This is a genomic window from Longicatena sp. (genome assembly GCF_982403165.1).
Genome location: NZ_CEVYEL010000026.1, coordinates 17681 through 37807 on the forward strand (window position 1 = coordinate 17681; position 20127 = coordinate 37807).

The 20127-nt window shown below is 36.8% G+C and carries 18 protein-coding genes and 2 other annotated features; of the genes, 4 read left to right on the forward strand and 14 right to left on the reverse strand.

Annotated elements, in window-relative coordinates; translation table 11 throughout:
- Positions 1–27: 27 nt before the first annotated feature.
- The 5 genes from AC1VS3_RS07295 to truB form a co-directional block, all read right to left on the reverse strand.
- Entirely contained in the window at positions 28–357 is a 330-nt protein-coding gene (locus AC1VS3_RS07295; RefSeq protein WP_008688522.1) for an Asp23/Gls24 family envelope stress response protein, read from the reverse strand.
- A gap of 39 nt (positions 358–396) precedes the next feature.
- The gene (locus AC1VS3_RS07300; RefSeq protein WP_008688524.1) at positions 397–942 is read right to left on the reverse strand and encodes a SpoIIIAH-like family protein; all 546 of its coding nucleotides are present in this window, start codon (positions 940–942) and stop codon (positions 397–399) included.
- Positions 943–1020: 78 nt separating this feature from the next.
- A complete protein-coding gene (locus AC1VS3_RS07305; RefSeq protein WP_008688526.1) occupies positions 1021–2394 on the reverse strand; it encodes a GTP pyrophosphokinase in 1374 nt (457 codons plus the stop codon).
- A gap of 1 nt (position 2395) precedes the next feature.
- Positions 2396–3328, reverse strand: coding sequence for a riboflavin biosynthesis protein RibF (gene ribF / locus AC1VS3_RS07310; RefSeq protein ID WP_008688527.1), 933 nt, complete (start codon positions 3326–3328; stop codon positions 2396–2398).
- Positions 3329–3336: 8 nt separating this feature from the next.
- Entirely contained in the window at positions 3337–4185 is an 849-nt protein-coding gene (truB, locus tag AC1VS3_RS07315) for a tRNA pseudouridine(55) synthase TruB (RefSeq protein WP_008978356.1), read from the reverse strand.
- A 95-nt stretch (positions 4186–4280) separates the two neighbouring features.
- On the opposite strand from truB, the gene AC1VS3_RS07320 reads away from it, so the two are divergent.
- The gene (locus AC1VS3_RS07320; protein ID WP_481275563.1) at positions 4281–5228 is read left to right on the forward strand and encodes a tRNA lysidine(34) synthetase; all 948 of its coding nucleotides are present in this window, start codon (positions 4281–4283) and stop codon (positions 5226–5228) included.
- Between the two features lie 113 nt (positions 5229–5341).
- Here AC1VS3_RS07320 and AC1VS3_RS07325 read toward each other — a convergent pair whose 3' ends face one another.
- Complete coding sequence (locus tag AC1VS3_RS07325) at positions 5342–5923, reverse strand: HD domain-containing protein (RefSeq protein WP_008688530.1); 582 nt, start codon at positions 5921–5923, stop codon at positions 5342–5344.
- A gap of 435 nt (positions 5924–6358) precedes the next feature.
- Here AC1VS3_RS07325 and ku point away from each other — a divergent pair, with 435 nt between their 5' ends.
- Both ku and ligD read left to right on the forward strand, forming a co-directional pair.
- Positions 6359–7153 (forward strand): non-homologous end joining protein Ku, encoded by a 795-nt coding sequence (ku, locus tag AC1VS3_RS07330; protein WP_008688532.1) that lies wholly within the window; start codon positions 6359–6361, stop codon positions 7151–7153.
- Between the two features lie 23 nt (positions 7154–7176).
- On the forward strand, positions 7177–8088 hold the full coding sequence (gene ligD, locus AC1VS3_RS07335; protein ID WP_226906202.1) for a non-homologous end-joining DNA ligase: 912 nt from the start codon (positions 7177–7179) through the stop codon (positions 8086–8088).
- Position 8089: 1 nt separating this feature from the next.
- On the opposite strand, the gene AC1VS3_RS07340 is transcribed toward ligD, so the two are convergent.
- The 8 genes from AC1VS3_RS07340 to AC1VS3_RS07375 form a co-directional block, all read right to left on the reverse strand.
- Positions 8090–8626, reverse strand: coding sequence for a methylated-DNA--[protein]-cysteine S-methyltransferase (locus AC1VS3_RS07340; protein WP_008688534.1), 537 nt, complete (start codon positions 8624–8626; stop codon positions 8090–8092).
- Between the two features lie 112 nt (positions 8627–8738).
- Positions 8739–10325, reverse strand: a complete 1587-nt coding sequence (locus tag AC1VS3_RS07345; protein ID WP_008688536.1) for an ATP-binding cassette domain-containing protein — start codon at positions 10323–10325, stop codon at positions 8739–8741.
- A 345-nt stretch (positions 10326–10670) separates the two neighbouring features.
- On the reverse strand, positions 10671–12416 hold the full coding sequence (gene aspS, locus AC1VS3_RS07350; protein WP_008688537.1) for an aspartate--tRNA ligase: 1746 nt from the start codon (positions 12414–12416) through the stop codon (positions 10671–10673).
- Positions 12417–12430: 14 nt separating this feature from the next.
- Complete coding sequence (gene hisS / locus AC1VS3_RS07355) at positions 12431–13738, reverse strand: histidine--tRNA ligase (protein ID WP_008688538.1); 1308 nt, start codon at positions 13736–13738, stop codon at positions 12431–12433.
- Between the two features lie 51 nt (positions 13739–13789).
- Positions 13790–13993, reverse strand: a binding site (T-box leader).
- A gap of 176 nt (positions 13994–14169) precedes the next feature.
- Complete coding sequence (locus AC1VS3_RS07360) at positions 14170–14907, reverse strand: YebC/PmpR family DNA-binding transcriptional regulator (RefSeq protein WP_481275564.1); 738 nt, start codon at positions 14905–14907, stop codon at positions 14170–14172.
- A 271-nt stretch (positions 14908–15178) separates the two neighbouring features.
- Entirely contained in the window at positions 15179–16060 is an 882-nt protein-coding gene (locus AC1VS3_RS07365) for a YitT family protein (RefSeq protein ID WP_008688540.1), read from the reverse strand.
- 252 nt (positions 16061–16312) lie between these two features.
- Positions 16313–18712: a leucine--tRNA ligase gene (gene leuS / locus AC1VS3_RS07370; protein ID WP_008688541.1), complete on the reverse strand. Its 2400-nt coding sequence runs from the start codon at positions 18710–18712 to the stop codon at positions 16313–16315.
- Positions 18713–18752: 40 nt separating this feature from the next.
- Positions 18753–18958 (reverse strand) — a binding site (T-box leader).
- 64 nt (positions 18959–19022) lie between these two features.
- Entirely contained in the window at positions 19023–19262 is a 240-nt protein-coding gene (locus AC1VS3_RS07375) for a hypothetical protein (protein WP_008688542.1), read from the reverse strand.
- Between the two features lie 210 nt (positions 19263–19472).
- Here AC1VS3_RS07375 and AC1VS3_RS07380 point away from each other — a divergent pair, with 210 nt between their 5' ends.
- On the forward strand, positions 19473–19724 hold the full coding sequence (locus tag AC1VS3_RS07380; RefSeq protein WP_008688543.1) for a hypothetical protein: 252 nt from the start codon (positions 19473–19475) through the stop codon (positions 19722–19724).
- Positions 19725–20127 lie beyond the last annotated feature (403 nt).

Below are 20127 nucleotides of genomic sequence, written 5' to 3' on the forward strand. Positions count from 1 at the left end.
AAAAAAAAGAAATCCATGCGGATTTCTCTAAAACATAAAGCCACTGACGCGAATATCAATCTGGTCAGGCTGAAAGCCCGTCATGTGTTCTATATTTTCAAAGATCTTACCCTGCAGTTTACTGCATACATCGTTTACATTCACGCTGTATTTCACTTTTACATCCATCGTTAAAATCAGCTGATCGTTCGCAATTTTACAAACAAGCGGATATTTAAATGGTGTACTTGTTTCTGCGAGCTTAAGATTTTCGTCTTCTTCAATAACAATCTTGGCAATCGTCTGAAAAGCTGATTTGCTCAATGCGATAATACCATCGTTATTGTTTTCCTTCAAAGCAATGTATTCTTGTGCCATAGTTATCACCCTCTGGAACTATTATAACAAAAACCATTCCTATTTGAAAGTGACTTCAATGAAATATTTCTGATTTGTTACTTCACTGACGGTTTTCATGATTTCATTTGCTAATTTTTTTTCATCTTTTTTATCAAATACATTCACGATACATGTATTATCCTTAATTTCAACTGCTACATTCAATTTTTCTTTACTTAATGCCTGTGCAACTTTCTGTTGCATTTCTTTGTCATCTTTTAATTCTTCCATCGTTGTCAATGCCTGCTTTTTCGCTGTTTCATCTGCATCACCTTTTGATAGAACCGAACTGTTTTTGTTAATTTCACTATCTTTTTTCTTGTCAATTTCTTCCTGCAGTTTCGCTGCCTCATTCACTTTGGATGTATCCTTGCTTTCTTCCTGTTTCCCTGTTTTCGTCTCTTTATTTTCTATCTTGTCTTTACTGTTAGAATCGCCAGTTTCTTCTTGTGGCGTATTCTCCTTCATCACTGCTGTTGTATCACTTGGCAGCGTGACATAGTATACACTTAACATCAAAATTAATGAAAACATGGTCAGAAATGCAAGTGCCTGTTTATTCATAGAAAATGCCCTCCTTGCTACTACACTACTATGCAAAAGGGCATCTTAATATGTCTATTAGGTTTCAAAAAGATAGGCTCAACTGAAAATCTTGCGCATACGTGTCATCCATTCATCATAATACGCTTCCTTATACTGCATAAAATCAGAATAACTGATGACGCGTTTTTCCAATTCTTCAATAAACTTCACAAAAGCCTTATTTATGGCGATCATCTTATCATCGTGAATAATCTTGATCGTTCCTATTTCACAAAGTGAATTCGCCAACATTCGCGAACACTCATCATGTAATAAATCACTCTGATCCATCGGCAGACGTACAAAGCTTGTGTTTAGCCAGTAATTGTCTACCAAATAATTGCGAATTACCGTTAAGAACAAACTGAAGTCTTCCATATTATTCCCTGGTTCAATGGCAAATAACATATTAAAGAAGACAAACCAATCATAGTCTTCATTAATGATGGAGAGTAAATAGGTCCCTAAGATATGAACAAAAACATCTTGTGAATAAAAACCTTCCTCCATCACAATTTCATTTTCAAAGTCCATATGTATGGAGTTCAATTTCTTAAACGTCCGAAACAAAGTCGCAATACGGTCATTATTTCCTCCATCATAGCGAATATCCTTAATGAAGATATAATGACCTAAAATCGTTGAAGTGTTCTTTAGATTCATAGTAAAACCAATAGATTCATTCATTTTCGTCGCGAATAAATCATTAATTGCCTTACTGATTTGTTTTTCAAAACTTGATTCGGTAATATTGGCATCTCCTAAGGATGTTGACTGCATCTGATCATAAATAATGTTAAGCTGGCGATCGGTTATTGTCAGGTTGGCTTTGATACTGGCCAATAAATCTTTCATAAAATCATCGTACACATAATAATTGGTGTTCTTATAAACCAATTTATGCTCAATTTCTCCCCAAAAGGAATGTACCAGTGCTTTTATCTGCAATTCCATATTCACCTTCACACCATTTTTGAGATAGTAACCGTCAATGCGATAGATGGCAAATCCATTTTTTTGAATTTGTGGTTGGCGGGAAGCACAATCCAAATAAAATAGTGGATGCGCCTCATTGCAATAATACCCATCATCTTCATTACGAACATTCATACGTTCGCGAATGATATTTAATACTTTATATTCATCCTCAATGAAACGACATTCAATAATAAAACCAATCAAATCGCTTAGATTGTCCAAAATATCTTGCGCATTTTGATAGTCCACATAAAACCGATTGCGGATAATCTTTTCTCGTAGACTTTCTTTGCTTTTGACGCGCGAATTCACATCAACGATCATCTCGGTTTTATTAGCAAATAAGTCTTTTAGCGCTTTACGAATATCTTTTTCCACTTCATGATAAAATGCATTATTTTCTTCTAGCAACGCTAATGCCTCATCAATTGTATCAAATAGCTTTAAACGCATGCTATCCTTCCTTTCTTTGCCTAAAATAGTTTCTGGCACGATCACAGTCTTTGAGCAACTGCTCTTTTAACTCCTGCATGCCGGCAAATTTCTGCTCTTCGCGTAAAAAACGATGAAATCTGAATGTAACCGTTTTATCATAAATCATTTTATCAAAATCAAGTAAATATGCTTCAATCGATGTGTTTTGCTGATAATTAAAGCTTGGATTATGTCCGACATTAATAATCGCCATCCACCAGGTATCTAATACAAACACACTTCCAATATAAACACCCTGCTTTGGCATGATATATTCACCCTGTGTTTTAAGATTCGCTGTAGGAAAACCATACTTGCGTCCAACTCGATTACCACTTTTCACAATACCTCGCATTTCATAAAAGCGCCCCATAATATCTGCCGTTTCTTCCATTTCACCACGTTTTATGGATTGTTCTATACGAGTTGAACTAATTTTCTCATTGGCACTGGCGATTTCTTCAACGACCTCTACTTTAAAAAAATGCTGAGCCTGTAACGTTTTTACACTGCCTTCTCCACGATTGGCGTAATGAAAATCATAACCACATACTAATGTTTCAATATGCAATGGTTTTAAGACAAGCTCATGAAATTGTTCATAGCTAAGTTGCGCCATATCCTTTTGAAAATCAAGTATGATCCATTTCTGGATCCCCAGTTTTGCGCCAATATCTTGTCGATGATTCATCGGTGTAATATGGGGAATATTGTGCAATTTTTTCAATACGACCCAGGGATCTGGATCAAAGGTAATCAGCGCTGGAATGGTATGGGTTTTTTCAGCTATTTCCAGCACCCGTTTTACCAACTGTTGGTGACCTAGATGTAAACCGTCAAAATACCCGATACAAGCCGTTATACGTTCCCGGCATTCTATGGGTGTATGTATATTAAATCGTAATATTTCCATAATTTCACCTACCACAATCCGCGAATACAACGAAAGACATCGCCATGATCACGTTCATATAAAGCTATGACATCACCTTTATCTAAAATTGCCAAGCGATTATCCTCACATTGTAAACGTATATGTTTTCCATTATAAATATCTGAAATTGGTGTATAAGGAACACTTGTGTAATGATCCAACACGTCCTTTATAGGGTGTAAGATAAACTCGCCTTTTTTCACATCATCTAACGTCACACAATCCTGTATGCTAAATCGCCCAACACGCGTGCGGATCAAAGAAGACATACATCCATAGTTTCCTGTGTTTTCGGCAATATCATGGCACAATGAACGTACATACGTGCCACTGCTACAACTTACCCTAAATTGTAGTTTTGCCTCATCAAGTGCTTGAATATCATAAATTTCCACGCTTCTTACCGGGCGTATCACATGCTCATGATTACGAGCATATTCATAAAGCTTTTTTCCATTAACTTTAATACTTGAAATCATTGGAGGGACCTGTTCAATCACACCGCGAAATTTATCAAGTTCTTTTTGCAAATCTTTAATTGGTATAACCGGTTTTTCATCCAAAACCTCTTCCCAAATATCATCACTAATGGTTTTCTTGCCCAATTCCATGCTTGCGATATATTCTTTATCCGTATCTGCTAAAAACGGTAATACTTTACAAGCTCTGCCAACCAACACGAGCAAGACACCGGTCGCATTAGGGTCTAATGTACCACTGTGACCGATTTTCTTTATATGAAGGATCTTTCTCAACTGTGCAACCACATCGTGAGAAGTCATCCCTGCTTCTTTATTTATCAATAAAATACCATCCATGTCATCACCGTGTATCATTATAACATAAAAATCAAGAATTTCTTGTGGTTAGCCTGTGAAAGAGCGAAAAAATCATGTATAATGATACAGATTTGAGAAAGAGCGTGATAAGGATGAAATTACATAAGATACTTGGGGATATTCGTAAAGCGGATCAGGACTATGGCTTAATACAAGATGGTGATCGTATTGGCGTTGGAGTGAGTGGCGGAAAAGACAGCATGGTATTATTAACTGCATTACATATGTATGCAAAATTTTGCGATCGTCGATTTGAAGTTGTCGGTATCCATATTAAACTCGGCTTTCCTAACATGGAATTTCAAGAAGTGACACAATTTTGTGAGCGCCTTGGTATTGAATTCCATCAGATTGATTCCAAGGTTTATGAAATATTAAAACGTAATTTAGATAAAAATGGTCGTATCCGCTGCAGTTTATGCTCCAAGTTCAAAAAAGCTACCGTTAACCAAGCCGCAAAAGATCTACATTGTAATAAAGTTGCCTTTGGTCATCACAGTGATGATGCTATAGAAACCTTATTAATGAATGCAATTCATGGCGGTAAACTAGCCACCTTCTTGCCTAAAATGCATTTATCAAATGATGATATCACCTTTATCCGTCCGCTGATCTATGCGCATGAAAATGATATTTTGAATGCCCAAATGTTAAACGATATTCCCTTTGTAAAAAGTACCTGCCCCAATGATGGTTACACGGAACGTCAGGCGATGAAAGATATGTTAAATCATTTTTATGAACAATACCCGATGGCTAAGAAAAATTTTATCCGTATGCTGTATAATGAAGAGCAGTTATGTTTATGGAAACGCGAAGATGATCACAAACGCATAAAAGAAGAAGCCCGCAAACCAATCGTATTACTGCAAGAGCAGGATAACCCCCTATTACAACGAGGCCATAAAACTTTTCTCTGTTATCATCCCCAAGAAAACCCAGCGATGCTGCGCAAGCTAAAAATTAGCGATGATGAAAAAGAAGCATTGCTGCATCATACAACAACCTTCCAAGAAATTATTGCCAAATATGCAAAATAAAAGACGATCACGCATTGTCCTGGAGAATTTCACAGAACCTTTTCTAATCGTCTTTTTATATATACTATAATGTTACTTGCCCTACGCAAAACAATCTTACATATTTTGATAACTTATACCGTTTCACTTTCTAAGAAATAAGTAGCCTCCATATCCGCAGTGCTTAAAGCAAACGACAAAGGGAAATGTTCAAAGGAGTAACCTACACCACGTGCATCATCATTTCCACTAAATCCCATATGATAACGAATGGCAAAGGCTTCTTCCCTGCTTAATCGCATAAAACCTGTAATGATATATACACTTTTTTCACCGTGTCCATACGGCAGCTGATCATCAAATTCATAATATGGAACTTGTGTCCATGCTCCATTTACTTTAACATTCCGTGTACTTTCTTTATAACAATTCACTTTGCAGATATCATGCAATAATGCAACAATTGCAATTGTCTCTTCATTATACTCCATGTGATAGACTTCTTTACTGCGTGATCTAGCTAAGTAATCTTTTAAGCAATCATATACATTCAAGCAATGTTCAACTAATCCTTGCGCATGAGAGCCATGAAATCTAGTGCTGGCAGGAGCTGTAAAAAAATCACTATGATGTAATAAATACTCTAATAGCTTATCACTTCCGTCACGATGAATATGTTCTTGATATAAGCTTATAAAACGTTCTTTTGCATCCATAATTATCTTCTCCTTTATTCTTACAATTAGTATAGCATGAAATAAAGCGAAAAGAAAAACAGATGATTGCTCATCTGTCAATTTCTCATATACGTCCGAAGGGAGAGATCTTTCCCTGTATATACAGGTGGGTGATCTGCGTTAGACATTAGGATCCCTACACGTAGCAGGTATTCAACACCATCTAACAACATCCGATCTCCCTTATCTCTAAGCGTAGGAAAAATTTATACCCTCCGGACACATATAGTATAGCAGATAACTTTTGAAATAATACTCTTGACTTTATTTTTTTAGGCGTTCCATTAAATTGGATACTTTAGAATCCTCTTTAACGCTTCTAATCATATCATATACAATAGTTTACCAAAGTATATTTCATAATGATAAGAATGATACTATCCGAAACAGCCATAATAGCCTTGAGGTGATACCATGGCTGTTGCACATAAAGGAGCTATATCTTTTGGACTTGTTCATATCCCTATACAACTGTATCGAACAACACAGGATACAGCTATATCCTTTAATCAACTTTGTAAAGATACCCATGAACGCGTAAAATATAAAAAATATTGTCCTAATTGTGACAAAGAATTAAAAAGTGAAGATATTGTAAAAGGCTATCAATATGAAAAGGATAAATATGTCATCATGACGAACGATGAGATTGAAAAGTTAAAAGTTGAAAAAGATCGTACGATCCAGATTCAACATTTCACTTCTTTAGCCAATATCAATGATTTATATTATGAAAAGAATTATTATGCCGTTCCTGAGAAACATGCCGAAAAAGCATATGAATTGCTACGTAAAGCCATGCAGGAAGAAAATGTTGTTGCAGTTGCTAAAACGGTTATTGGCACTAAAGAAACGCTGCTGGCTCTTTGCCCAAGCGATGAAGAAATTATCGTCAAGACCCTTTTCTATGAAGAAGAATTAGTCGAGAATCCCAAAACCATTCTGCACCCGGATATTGATAAAGCTGAGTTGAACATGGCAAAACAATTGATAACATCCATGAGCAAACCATTTGAACCAGAAACATATCATGATGAATTTCAAGAGCGCTTACGCAATGCAATTGAAGAAAAGATCGATGGTCATCAAATATTGCACAGCAGCGATCGTAAGGAAGATCATAAAACTCCAATTGATCTTATGGAAGCCTTAAAACAATCCATTGAAGCCACGAAGCCGAAAACCAAGCGGAAACGGGTGCGTCACTAATGCAATTTCCCTTATACGATCCCATGTTAATCGGAACAGAACAGCCTCCATTTGACGATGATGCATATATTTACGAGATTAAAATGGATGGTGTTCGTTGTTTAGCTTATCTTTATAAAGATCATGTAGAACTTATCAATAAACGTCATCTAAAATTAAATTCTAAGTTTCCTGAACTAAAAAGTTTATATAAACAAGCAAAGAAGCCTTGTGTGATCGATGGAGAATTGCATGTTTTTCAAGATGGAAAAAGTGATTTTTTCGCCATTCAAAGAAGAACTCTTACAAGTGATCCTTTTCGTATACGTCAACATAGTAAAAAGTTTCCTGCTGTCTTCACTGCTTTTGATATTTTAAATCTTGATGGTGAAGATCTTTGTCAAAAGCCTTTGATGGAACGAAAAAAATTGCTTGAAAAGAACATTAAAGAATCCCCTATCTGTAATATCTCTCGTTACATTGAACAAGAAGGAAAAGCTTTGTTTGCTTTAACGAAGCAACAACAACTGGAAGGAATCGTCGCAAAGCGTAAAGAAAGTCTGTATCAACCAAGCAAGCGCACAAAAGAATGGATCAAATGCAAACATCTATTGGAAGCCGATTTTGCTGTTGTTGGTTATATTCCCAAAGAACATGCCATGCTCTCCTTAGTGCTAGCTGCTTATGATAACCAAAAACTGCAATATTGTGGGCATGTTACCATGGGTGTATCCAAAGATTATTTATTTGCCCATATCAAAGACACGATTCCTTGCCCTTTTTCTGTCCTGCCAGATGGCAATGAGGACGCCACTTGGATATCGCCGTTTTTATGTGGCACTGTGAAATTTATGGAATACACACAAAGCGGAGGTATGCGTCAGCCAGTATTTAAAGGCTTTCGTGAGGATAAGCAACCTATCGAATGTCTAATGCATCAATTACAAGAACACTAACTTATAATGCCGTTCCCTTCTTTGGTCGGTAAAAGGCATCCATCGCTACGTTTTCTAATGTAAGAAGCTGTATTTTCTTATCTAATCCCCCACCATATCCTGTAAGATTTCCTTTTGCGCCTACGACGCGATGACAAGGGATAATGATAGAAATTGGATTATGACCAACCGCATAACCAACCGCTTGGGCTGACATTTTCGCTTTCCCTTGTTCTGCTGCTATTTGCTTTGCTATATCTCCATACGTTATGGTTTGTCCATAGGGAATGGTTTTTAAAATCTCCCACACCCGTAAGCAAAAAGCACTTCCACTCAATCGCATAGGTATATCGATTTTAGGATTTTGACCTTTAAAATAAGCATCTAACCACCTACGTGTCTTATGAAAAACGGGCAGTTCTTCATGGAATTGCTCTTTTTCTATTTCACATAACTCGCTAAATCTTGAAGTAGTAAACCATAAACCTGTTAAGTTTTCTCCATCACTCGTTAGAACAATTCTTCCCATGGCAGATTCATAAAAACACTTATATTCCATAAACAATCCTCCATCTGCTTTTTCTATTTCACTATAACACAGGATAACACAGGTGCATATAACAAAAAACTTAATTGTTTAGTAAACATTTTCTAAGTGTTAAGATTTTCCATTATCTTGATTCTTCTAGATCAATAACTTCATCAGCGCATTGTATGATATCTTTATCATGAGATACAATAATGATCATACGATCACTCTTCTTCATCATAAGAAAATCGATTACTTTCTTTTTCGCGTCAGCATCTAAAAAAGACTCAGGTTCATCTAATAAATAAAGTGAAACATCTTTAACAAAAGCTCTATTTAAAACAATTTTACGCTTTTCTCCTTGGGAGATGTTATCTTCATGAATATCGCGGTTGTTAAGACTATCTAAACGAAAGAGCATCGTAGTATTTCGAGACTGTCCAAAATTGATGTTATTCAATACGGTGTCCTGTATAACATATGGCTGTTGAAGTGCATAGGAGATACAATTTTTTCGATAATGATATACTTGCAGTTCTGAAAAAGGAATATCATTGATTAGAAAAGCCTCTGCTTCATATGCTTGAAAGCCACTCAATACATCTAAAAGAGAACTTTTACCGGCACCATTTGCTCCTTTGATTACATAGCTATTTCCTTGCTTAAATTTACAAGTCAGATGTTTTACAATCTTCTTATCCCCATAGAATATGGTTAAATTTTTTATGGTAATATCATGAACGCTATCTAATCTGATACCCTCCTCAGACTCCTCTTCTAAATCCATAAGAGTATCTAAGCGCGTTATCGCAATATGCATTTCCTGTTTTTTCGATCCAAAATTTAAAATAGAGGATATATACGTAACCAACATATTGAAAAAATTAAATGCCACAACAAATTCACCAACGGTAATTTCGCCAACTTGTATTCGCTTTAATGAAAGATAGATGATTAAAATTAAGGATAAGCTGGATATCATGGAACATATGAAATTATAAGCGGATGAAACATTCAAACTATGTTTCATTGCTTTTTCACATGTCGTATAAATTGCATGTATATCTTTTTTTACGTTAGCATAAAGATGTTCTAATCGCACAAGTTTCCCCCGCCCCATCCACATCACTTCACGTGAGAAAGACGCCGTTTGTGCATCCTTCTCAGCTTTGTGGATGCGAAACATCTTCTGATAGCTAATCATGTATATACCAATATTAAAAATTGCAAGCAGTAGTACCAAAAGACAAATTTGCCAATCTACAAAAAACAGAATACCCGTAATCAAAAATGCTAAAACAGCGTCAATATATACTTGTAGCTTATCTTCCATAACGTAGTTAGCACAAGTTAAAGTATCCGTATCTATCTTCTCGCAGATGGCACTAACAGATTCTGTTAGAGAACTCAGTTTTACCCGAAACAAATGTTCATAGATAAGCTCTTTTAGCTTGTGTTGATAAGAAAACTGTAAGTGGCTTGAGATATATGCTTGTAGGGTAGAAAGTGCAGTGATCGCAATGATTAGGATACACACAAAGACTAATACTTGTAATACCCATGAGAACTTCATAGATGTCAAACCATCAACAATAATTCCCATTACATAAGATATTAACACATTCTGCGATTGCACAATGATAGTGATAAATAAGAGGAAAATGAGTTTTCCGCGTATGCCTTTTGTTAAAGAGGCAATTAACATTTTTATTACCGATTCTGTATGCATGATAACTCTCCGCCTTTTTTCTTATTTAAAACTATAACAGAAAAGTCATTAAATGCAACTGAATGTGTGTATTCTTGTTTGAGTAATTACCCTAATCTAGTTTAAGTAAAGCTAACAAACATTCAAAAAACTTTAACGATTTAACCAGTAATAATAGAAGCTATTGCATACTATAATAACGGAAAGTACTGCATAAAGAAAAGGATTGCGTCTATTTGCATATAGACAACAATCCTTATGAAATACAGTTTCATGTAATGTGTCCTACTTTTTAAGGTCACTACACACGATTTTATCCATGTTGTTTGTTCCTTATATAAGTTAAAACTACCTAATCCGCTTCTATTACTCTTTTTCAGTAATGGTAATATGCAACTCCTGCAACTGTTCTTCATCGACTGGTGTAGGTGCATCACTCATTGGACATTTTGCGTTTGCATTTTTAGGGAATGCTATAACATCACGGATAGAGTCGCTCTCAGATAAGATCATTGCGATACGATCAAGTCCAAATGCCAATCCACCATGTGGAGGTGTTCCATATTTTAATGCATCAACGAACCATCCAAAGTTCTCTTGAATCTTTTCTTCTGTAAAGCCAAGTACCTCAAACATTTTATCCTGCATAGCTCCATCATAGATTCGTAAAGAACCTCCACCTAATTCATAGCCATTTAACACAACATCATAGGCAATCGCATGGACTTTACCTGGATCGGTATCAATGTATTGCATATCCTCATCACGTGGACGTGTGAATGGATGATGCATTGCATACCAACGTCCATCTTCTTCGCTGTACTCAAACATTGGGAAATCGGTAACCCATAAGTAAGAGAATTCATCTTTTTTCTTTAACCCTAATAGGGATCCAAAATGATTACGTAAAGCACCTAAGACTTCACATGTAATTCTCCATTTATCTGAAACAATCAACACTAAATCATTTTCTTTCAAGGTTAATCGCTCAATCAAAGCATGAATTTCATCTTCAGATAAGAACTTAACGATAGGGCCACTCACTTCACCATTGAGATATTTCAAAGTTACTAAGCCTTTTGCGCCATTCTTTTTCGCAAGTTCGGTAATCTTATCAATCTCTTTACGCGTCATGCTTGCTTTATCAGGGACAACTACCGCTTTGATGCTGCCGGCATTTGCAATACAATCCTGGAATACTTTAAAGCCACAATTAATGAACAGCTCTGTGATATCCTGCAATTCCATGGCAAAGCGGTTATCTGGCTTATCACTACCATAACGATTCATGGCTTCTTCCCATGTTAATCTTGGGAATGGAATGCTGATATCCATGCCTTTTACATCTTTCATCAGCTTTTGCAGCATTTCTTCCATCATCGTCTGAATTTCCACATCGCTTAAAAAACTGGTTTCTAAGTCAACTTGTGTAAAATCTGTTTGACGGTCTGCTCGTAAATCTTCATCACGGAAGCATCTGGCAAACTGATAATAACGTTCAAAGCCTGATACCATCAATAATTGCTTATAGAGCTGCGGAGATTGTGGGAGTGCATAAAAACTTCCCGGATGCACACGACTTGGTACCAAATAATCACGAGCACCTTCTGGTGTACTTCTTCCCAACATTGGTGTTTCAATCTCAATGAAATCTTTGCTATCTAAATATTCACGCATGCTGTGGGTAATCTTATGACGCATCATTAATTTGTTTTGCATGATTGGACGACGTAAATCTAAATAGCGATACTTTAAACGAGTGTCTTCCAAAGCATCTGTATCATCGGCTACGATGATAGGAGTTGTTTCGGCACTATTGATGATGCTGACCTCATTTACTTTAACTTCAATATCTCCAGTCGCAAGTTTTGGATTCTTGTCTTTTCGTTCTAAGACCGTACCACTTACTTGTAAGATATATTCATTTCGCACATCCTTAATTTGCTCAGCCAGTGTTTCATCAAAAACCAGCTGTGTGATTCCTGTACGATCACGTAAATCAATAAAAACCAAGGCTCCGAAGTTACGACGTTTGGCTACCCAGCCCAGCAAAGTAACTTCTTTTCCAGTATCACTTAAACGTAGTTCTCCATTTGTATGTGTTCTCTCCATATGCGATTTCCTTCCTATTCTTCTTCATTAATTTCACCACAGCCAACGTTGCCAAAGATACGATCCATCGTTGGGATCAATTCTTCCATTGGGACTGTATACTGCTGTTGCGTTTTTACATCTTTGATATTCACGGTACCATTTGCTACTTCACTATCCCCGATTAAAATCGCGCATCGTGCATGTTTGCGATCGACGGTTTTAAATTGTGCTTTAAAGCTTCTACCTAAGTAATCTGTATCTGTGCGATAGCCATTTGCTCGCAATTCGGTCGTAATCGCCAAAACTTCCTTATGTACGCTATCTGCTAAACAAAGGACATACGCATCTAATCCATCTTCCTCATCAAGAGTAATGCCTTCTGCCTCACAAGCAATGATCAAACGTTCCAATCCCATTGCCCAGCCAATGCCACTCATTCCTTCCGGACCACCGAAATACTCTACCAAGCCATCATAACGGCCACCGGCAAATACCGTAGATTGGGCGCCCATTTCCTTATTAACGGATACAACTTCAAATACTGTATGTGTATAATAATCCAAGCCACGAACCAAACGATCATCTACTTCATAAGGAATACCCAAAGCATCTAAGCCTTCTAAGACTTCCTTGAAATATTGTTTGCTGGCATCATTTAGATAATCTTCCATCTTAGGTGCTGTCTTCATAATATCTTTATCATGATCCACCTTGCAATCTAAGATACGTAAAGGATTTTGTTCATAACGACGCTTACAATCCGCACACATGGTATCAATATCGTTTTTAAAGTGTTCCTTTAAAGCGGCGCGATATGCAGCACGGGATTCATCATCACCTAAAGTGTTGATCAACACTTTCATATCCTTTAATCCTAATGCGGATACAAAGCTCCAACCTAAAGCAATCGTTTCAACATCCAACATTGGACTTTTTGCGCCAATCACTTCTACACCAAATTGATGAAAGATACGCATTCTTCCCTTTTGTGGACGTTCATGACGACACTGTGGACCTACATAGTACATCTTTACTGGTAGATCCGCATTGCCAAACATCTTATGTTCCACAAAGGCTCTGGCTACACCTGCTGTTCCTTCAGGGCGTAGGGTCAATGAGGTTGCACTGTTTTCCAGCTGGAAGGTATACATTTCCTTATTCACCATATCACTGGAATCATTGCCTCGTTTAAAGACATTTGTATGTTCAAAAATTGGGGTACGAATTTCATCGTAGTTATACACATAGCAGAATTGACGAATCATATCTTCCAGCTTGTGCCATTTGCTAATATCCTTAGGCAGGATATCCTGTGTTCCTCTTGGTACCTGATAACGCATAGTCATTCCTCCATTCATTTATCATCTTCATAAGCATAAAAAAACGCCCTCACAAAGGACGTATTCCACGCGGTGCCACCTTTTTTCATCTCGAATTGAAATGCTGCTTAACACCTTAACGCGGTCATACGATTATCCATTTCCTGATAATTCCTCCAAAGTGTCCCTTAACATAAATGCATCGCAAAGACTCTCAGCTAATGTCTTTTTCTCTGTAACTTACTTTATGATAAGCCTCTTTTTCATCGGATTACTTATAGTTTACCCATCTTAGCGAAGTTTGTCAATTAGAAGTAAAACAAAAAAACGATTTCTTTAAGAGAATAAATGATTTTTCTTATCTATCTGAACAAACAAAACAACAATGGCTACATATGATAAAAGCGATACTCAGGTTGGTCATACCATAAAGTATCGCTTATCGCTATTTCTTATTCAACAGGATCATTAATGTTACGAACATTGTGATATACCTGCTGTACATCATCAACATCATCCAGTAACGTTACCAATCGCTGGAACAGTTTCAAATCTTCACCTTCCAGTTCAACATACTTATTAGGCAACATCGTATCTTCCATGATATCAAAGTTTACATCAGGAATCAGTTCGGCAATTGCATCCTGAGCTTTATTTAAGTCTGTAGGCTCTACCGTAATTGTCATTTGCCCATCTTCTACTTCAATATCTTTTAAATCAACTTCCGCCATGATCAAAGCATCCATTATTGCCTCTTCATCTTCATAAGCAATGGAAATCAATCCAACATGCTCATAATTGAAAGATACACAGCCACTCACACCTAATTTCGCATGTGATTTATTAAAGCATGCACGTAAATCGGCAATCGTACGATTTGCATTATCTGTTAAGCAGTCAATAATGATGGTTGCAGCTCCACCAGAGCCGAATCCTTCATATGTAGCAGGTGCATAGTTTTCATTGGTACCACCTTTTGCTTTGTCAATGGCACGCTTAATAACATCAGCAGGAACCTGATTTGCTTTTGCACGTTCAATTACTTTTTTTAATGCAGCATTCATTTCCGGATCAGGCACACCTGATTTTGCTGCTACTAAAATTTCTTTACCATAACGAGAATATTTCTTTGCTTTTGCTGCAGCCGTCTTAGCCATGGAAGCGGCGCGCACTTCAAAATGTCTACCCATTTTTATCACCTTCCAAATTTCCTCATATAGTATAGCATACATATGCTTTTTAACGCAAGAAAATCCTGATCGACGCATGAAACAAGCCTTTGTTGCGTATCACGCTTTGCTTGCTTGTAAGCATTTTCCATCAAAACCATTTCGTGTAATACGATTCATAGCGATTAGCTAAACCCGAGAATTAGTGTTATTACAGTTCAACAAGTGCCAAATAAAAGTCTTCCTAGAACCATGTTGATGTTACGTAAATCAATTAGCGTACGATGATTCATCATTCAAAAGGCTTTTGATAAAAATTACCAAAAAATTGTTCTGTACGCATAACATTAACTATAATTCGTTCATCAGTTTGTTTAAGTAATTCAATGATATCAGCAACTTCGTACGTAGAGACAACAGTATGTAGGATATAAATCTTTTTGTGTGAAAAGCCCCCATATCCTTGTACACAGGTAATGCCATGGCGAAAATGATCTACATACGTATCTACAACACTTTCTGCATCACTTGTGAGAATTTCCAAGGTAACACGTTCATAACGGTGGTGGAAAGCATCAATTGTCTTTGTTGAGATAAATTGAAATATAATTGAATATCCGGCATAAATCCAACCAAACATAGAACCAAAGATACATAAGATAGCCGCATTAAAGAGGAACACATAGGACCATATGGATTTGCCTAAACGATTCGACACAAACAAGGCTATAAAATCAGTTCCACCGGTGGAAGCATTGCCTTTTAATGCCAGAGTAGTACCGATTCCATAAAGGAACCCACCAAAAATAACATTTAATACGATATCATGAAACATTGGCTGAAAATTCATCACTTGTAGAAAGAGACTTGTACAGGCAAATTGAATACAAGAGAAGAATGTGAATCTTGCCGAAATACTTTTATAACATAAAAGGGCAACTGGTACATTTAACATGATAATAGCGATTGAGGTAGATATAGAACCACCATATAATGCTGCAATTTTGTCAATTAAGATTGCAACGCCGGTAAATCCACTAGATAACATATTAGCAGGACGAATCATAGATTGAATAACAAAGGTCTGCAGCAAAGCAGACGTGATGACTGCCAACAATGTAATCAGATTACGTATCGCTTTTTTGCGTTTTAGTATAGCAATTTTTTTATTCATCCTATCACCTGCTCTTTAAAGCTTATTTATTATCTTTATTGTAACAGATTTAACGCTTACAAAAAAGCTTAAGATGCTTGTTTCTATGTGACAAGTCGACTTGTCATTTTCTAAGACATCCCCATGGAAAGACTAAAAGCAAGCGATATGTGAACCTCTTCTTCGATAAGGATAGCATAAGCTATTTATATAATGAATCGTTTACATGCAAAAAAAGAAACCATCGGATGACCCATATGGTTTCTCATGAAATTAATTTGCAACGATATTCACAACTTTACCTTTTACAACAATGATCTTACGAATGGTTTTACCTTCTAATTGTGCTTTCACACTCGTTAACTGTAATGCCTCTTCTTTAATAGCATCCTCATTCGCATCCGCTGCAATCTTAAATTTACCACGCAATTTACCATTCACCTGAACGATGATTTCAACTTCACTTTCAATCAATTTACTTTCGTCATATGTCGGCCAAGGTTCATATGCAATAGTTTGTTCTCCATGGAAGACATCCTGCCAGATTTCTTCCCCCATATGTGGAGCAAAACATGCAAACATTTTTAAGAAACCTTTTGCATATTCTTCATAAATAGTATCTGCTTTATAGCATTCATTGATAAAAATCATCATTTGTGAAATCGCTGTATTTAAGTTCAAGGTTTCGACGTCATGTGTTACCTTTTTTACAGTTGCATGATAGACCTTATCTAATTTTCCATCATTCTCTTTTGCTAATTTATTTTGTTCGGTATATAAGCGCCAAACACGTTCCAACCATTTACGAGAACCATCCAATCCGGTCGTACTCCAAGGCAAAGCAGCTTCAAGTGGCCCCATAAACATTTCATATACACGCAGCGCATCAGCACCATGGCTTTCAACGATATCATCTGGATTTACAACATTTCCACGCGATTTTGACATTTTTTCGTTATTTTCTCCTAAGATCATTCCCTGATGGAATAATTTTTGGAAAGGTTCTTTGGTTTTTACAACACCGCAGTCATACAATACTTTATGCCAGAAGCGTGCATATAATAAGTGTAATACCGCATGTTCAGCACCACCGACATATAAATCTACTGGCAACCAATGTTCTAATAGTTTTTCATCTGCAATTGCTTCATGATTTTTAGGATCAATATAACGCAGATAATACCAACAGCTGCCAGCCCATTGTGGCATCGTATTGGTTTCGCGTTTTCCTTTAACACCATCGATTTCGACATTCAACCAATCTTCGCAATGTGCTAATGGTGATTCGCCATTTGCATTTGGTTTGAAAATCTTAGTTTCTGGTAATTCAAGTGGCAGTTCATCAATATCAACCGTGCGTGTCGTACCATCTTCCATATGGATAATAGGAATTGGCTCTCCCCAGTAACGCTGACGAGAAAACAGCCAATCACGTAATTTATATGTTGTCTTTGCACAACCACAATGATGTTCTTCTAACCATTTGATCATAGTATCAATGGCTTCCTGTTTTCCCATACCATTTAAGAACGCGGAATTCACGTGAACACCATCTTCCGTGAAGGCTTCTTTGCTGATATCTCCGCCTTCTAAAACAGGAATGATTTCGATATTAAATTTCTTAGCAAATTCATAATCACGGGTATCGTGTGCAGGAACAGCCATGATTGCTCCAGTTCCATAACTTGCTAATACATAATCACTAATCCAAATAGGAACTTCTTTTCCATTTACTGGGTTGATCGCATAAGCGCCAGTAAAAACACCTGTTTTCTCTTTGTTTAATTCCGTACGTTCTAAATCAGACTTTGATGCACAAGTCTTCTTATAAGCAGCTATTTGCTCTTTTTGAGCAGCTGTCGTGATTTCATCTACATATGGATGTTCAGGTGCCATAACACAATAAGTAGCGCCAAATAAAGTATCGCAGCGTGTCGTAAATACCGTAAATTCTTTATCTGTATTCTTTATCTTAAAGATAACATTAGCGCCTTGTGATTTACCAATCCAATTGATCTGCATTTCTTTGGTGGATTGTGGCCAATCGCATAACTCCAGATCTTCTAACAGACGCTCTGCATATTCTGTGATTTTTAAGACCCACTGACGCATCGGCTTACGAATGACTGGGTAGCCACCTCGCTCACTCTTTCCGTCAATGACTTCTTCATTAGCTAAAACCGTCCCCAATTCAGGACACCAGTTTACAGGAATCTCATCAACATATGCTAACCCTTTCTTATAAAGCTGCAAGAAAATCCATTGGGTCCATTTATAATAATCAGGATCTGTCGTTGAAATCTCGCGATCCCAATCATAGGAGAAACCTAAAGACTGAATCTGTTCACGGAAATGATCAACGTTTTTCTTTGTGAATTCAGCAGGATGATTTCCTGTCTGAATAGCAAATTGCTCTGCCGGCAAGCCAAAAGCATCCCATCCCATTGGATGTAATACGTTGTAACCTTGCATGCGTTTCATTCGTGCCAAAATATCGGTAGCGGTATAGCCTTCTGGATGGCCAACATGCAAACCATTTCCACTTGGATATGGAAACATATCCAATACATAAAATTTAGGCTTACTGAAATCATGTGTGTCACAGGCAAAAGTTTTATTCTCTTTCCAGTACGTTTGCCATTTTTTCTCTACTTTCTGGTGTTGATAGTTCATAATCATTCTCCTTTTGTAATAAAAAAACATCCTTAAACATTCTAAGGACGTTGTTCAACGCGGTACCACCTTAGTTCTTTTTTCTTAAGGAAAAAAGCCCTTCATTTCTTCTTAACGCGAAGTAAAACGGATAAGTGTGCTTATCGGCTCCTTAACGAGTTCCCCTGTTCCATACTTCAGCTTTTCACCAACCAGCTGACTCTCTGCATTATTTTCCAAGGTACTACTTTAATTCATCGCCTTTACGAGTATTAGTATACTCAATTCTTCATGTTTTTGTCAATGTTTCACTGACTTTTTTCATCTCACATCATACAAAAAAGAGTAAATAGCCTAAAATGAGAAAAACCGCAAGGGAAAACATAGCTGCTTTTTGAATATCCTCTCCCTCTTTCTTTTGCTTTTGTAAGGATATTATACTAACCAATGCATATAGCAAAAGTGCGATTGTCTTAGCTAACGGCTCAAATGACGGTATGAAAATCGTCACAACAAACAAGACCAATATACATGCGGCCGCTATTAAATTCCATTGTTCTTTATGTCTCATAGGATCACCACCATCAGCATACCATAAACTTAGCGCAACAAGCAATTTTTATATCGGTATATATTATGGATTGCCTTATCTTTCATACGGGCGTTCTTCTCATTTTTAAAAAAGTACGAGCGATTGCCTAAATGGGCAAGCAATGCTATTCATACCTTATTGATGAAGATACGTTAAGAAAAAACGTATCTCATAAAGGAGGAATTGTTTATGTGTAATGGTAACTTCAACAGAGGCTTTAACGATGGTAACTTCTTCAACAAAGGTTGTAACTGTTGCTCTTGTAACAACAACTATGATGATGCATTGTTCCGTGAAGTAGAACGTATTGCTCATCATGCAGCATGCCGCAGAGCAAGAGAAAACCGTTGTGCTCGTCAGTTTGTTAACTGCATGCGTAGTATCGAAGGCGATTTTGGATGTGGCTGCAACAACAATTGGAATAACTGCAATCGCTGGTAGTATTACAGGGAACGTTCTTGTTCCCTTACATAGCTTTTAAAAAGGACGCGCATCACCACGTCCTTCTTAAATAGGTTATCGAAAGGAAATCGATATGAATATGGAAGGTATCTCTTACAATGAAAGGAAGGAATGCAAGAAAACCATTTCCATTTCTATCATAATAGAGCCAATATTATGATATTAGAAATAAGGTACTTATTTCCTGAGATTATAATAACATTTTTCAAAGCTTTTGTAAACCCTTCCAAAAACTTTTGGGCTATACACTTTCTTATGCAATGTCCGTTTTATAATTGTAAAAATCATCTTATCTTATAAAAAAGCAGTGTTGTCACTGCTTTTTTATCATGTGTGGCGGGCATGCCACATATCTAGGGTGAAAATCCCTCGGGGCGTAGTT

Bases quoted from the DNA above. Each gene is read 5' to 3' on its own strand.
- AC1VS3_RS07305 (WP_008688526.1), bottom strand. From the start codon at position 2,394: ATGCGTTTAAAGCTATTTGATACAATTGATGAGGCATTAGCGTTGCTA.
- leuS (WP_008688541.1), bottom strand. From the start codon at position 18,712: ATGAACTATCAACACCAGAAAGTAGAGAAAAAATGGCAAACGTACTGG.
- ribF (WP_008688527.1), bottom strand. From the start codon at position 3,328: ATGGAAATATTACGATTTAATATACATACACCCATAGAATGCCGGGAA.
- aspS (WP_008688537.1), bottom strand. From the start codon at position 12,416: ATGGAGAGAACACATACAAATGGAGAACTACGTTTAAGTGATACTGGA.
- AC1VS3_RS07365 (WP_008688540.1), bottom strand. From the start codon at position 16,060: ATGAATAAAAAAATTGCTATACTAAAACGCAAAAAAGCGATACGTAAT.
- AC1VS3_RS07340 (WP_008688534.1), bottom strand. From the start codon at position 8,626: ATGGAATATAAGTGTTTTTATGAATCTGCCATGGGAAGAATTGTTCTA.
- hisS (WP_008688538.1), bottom strand. From the start codon at position 13,738: ATGCGTTATCAGGTACCAAGAGGAACACAGGATATCCTGCCTAAGGAT.
- AC1VS3_RS07300 (WP_008688524.1), bottom strand. From the start codon at position 942: ATGAATAAACAGGCACTTGCATTTCTGACCATGTTTTCATTAATTTTG.
- AC1VS3_RS07345 (WP_008688536.1), bottom strand. From the start codon at position 10,325: ATGCATACAGAATCGGTAATAAAAATGTTAATTGCCTCTTTAACAAAA.
- ku (WP_008688532.1), top strand. From the start codon at position 6,359: ATGGCTGTTGCACATAAAGGAGCTATATCTTTTGGACTTGTTCATATC.
- AC1VS3_RS07325 (WP_008688530.1), bottom strand. From the start codon at position 5,923: ATGGATGCAAAAGAACGTTTTATAAGCTTATATCAAGAACATATTCAT.
- truB (WP_008978356.1), bottom strand. From the start codon at position 4,185: ATGATACACGGTGATGACATGGATGGTATTTTATTGATAAATAAAGAA.
- AC1VS3_RS07360 (WP_481275564.1), bottom strand. From the start codon at position 14,907: ATGGGTAGACATTTTGAAGTGCGCGCCGCTTCCATGGCTAAGACGGCT.
- AC1VS3_RS07380 (WP_008688543.1), top strand. From the start codon at position 19,473: ATGTGTAATGGTAACTTCAACAGAGGCTTTAACGATGGTAACTTCTTC.
- ligD (WP_226906202.1), top strand. From the start codon at position 7,177: ATGTTAATCGGAACAGAACAGCCTCCATTTGACGATGATGCATATATT.
- AC1VS3_RS07295 (WP_008688522.1), bottom strand. From the start codon at position 357: ATGGCACAAGAATACATTGCTTTGAAGGAAAACAATAACGATGGTATT.
- AC1VS3_RS07320 (WP_481275563.1), top strand. From the start codon at position 4,281: ATGAAATTACATAAGATACTTGGGGATATTCGTAAAGCGGATCAGGAC.
- AC1VS3_RS07375 (WP_008688542.1), bottom strand. From the start codon at position 19,262: ATGAGACATAAAGAACAATGGAATTTAATAGCGGCCGCATGTATATTG.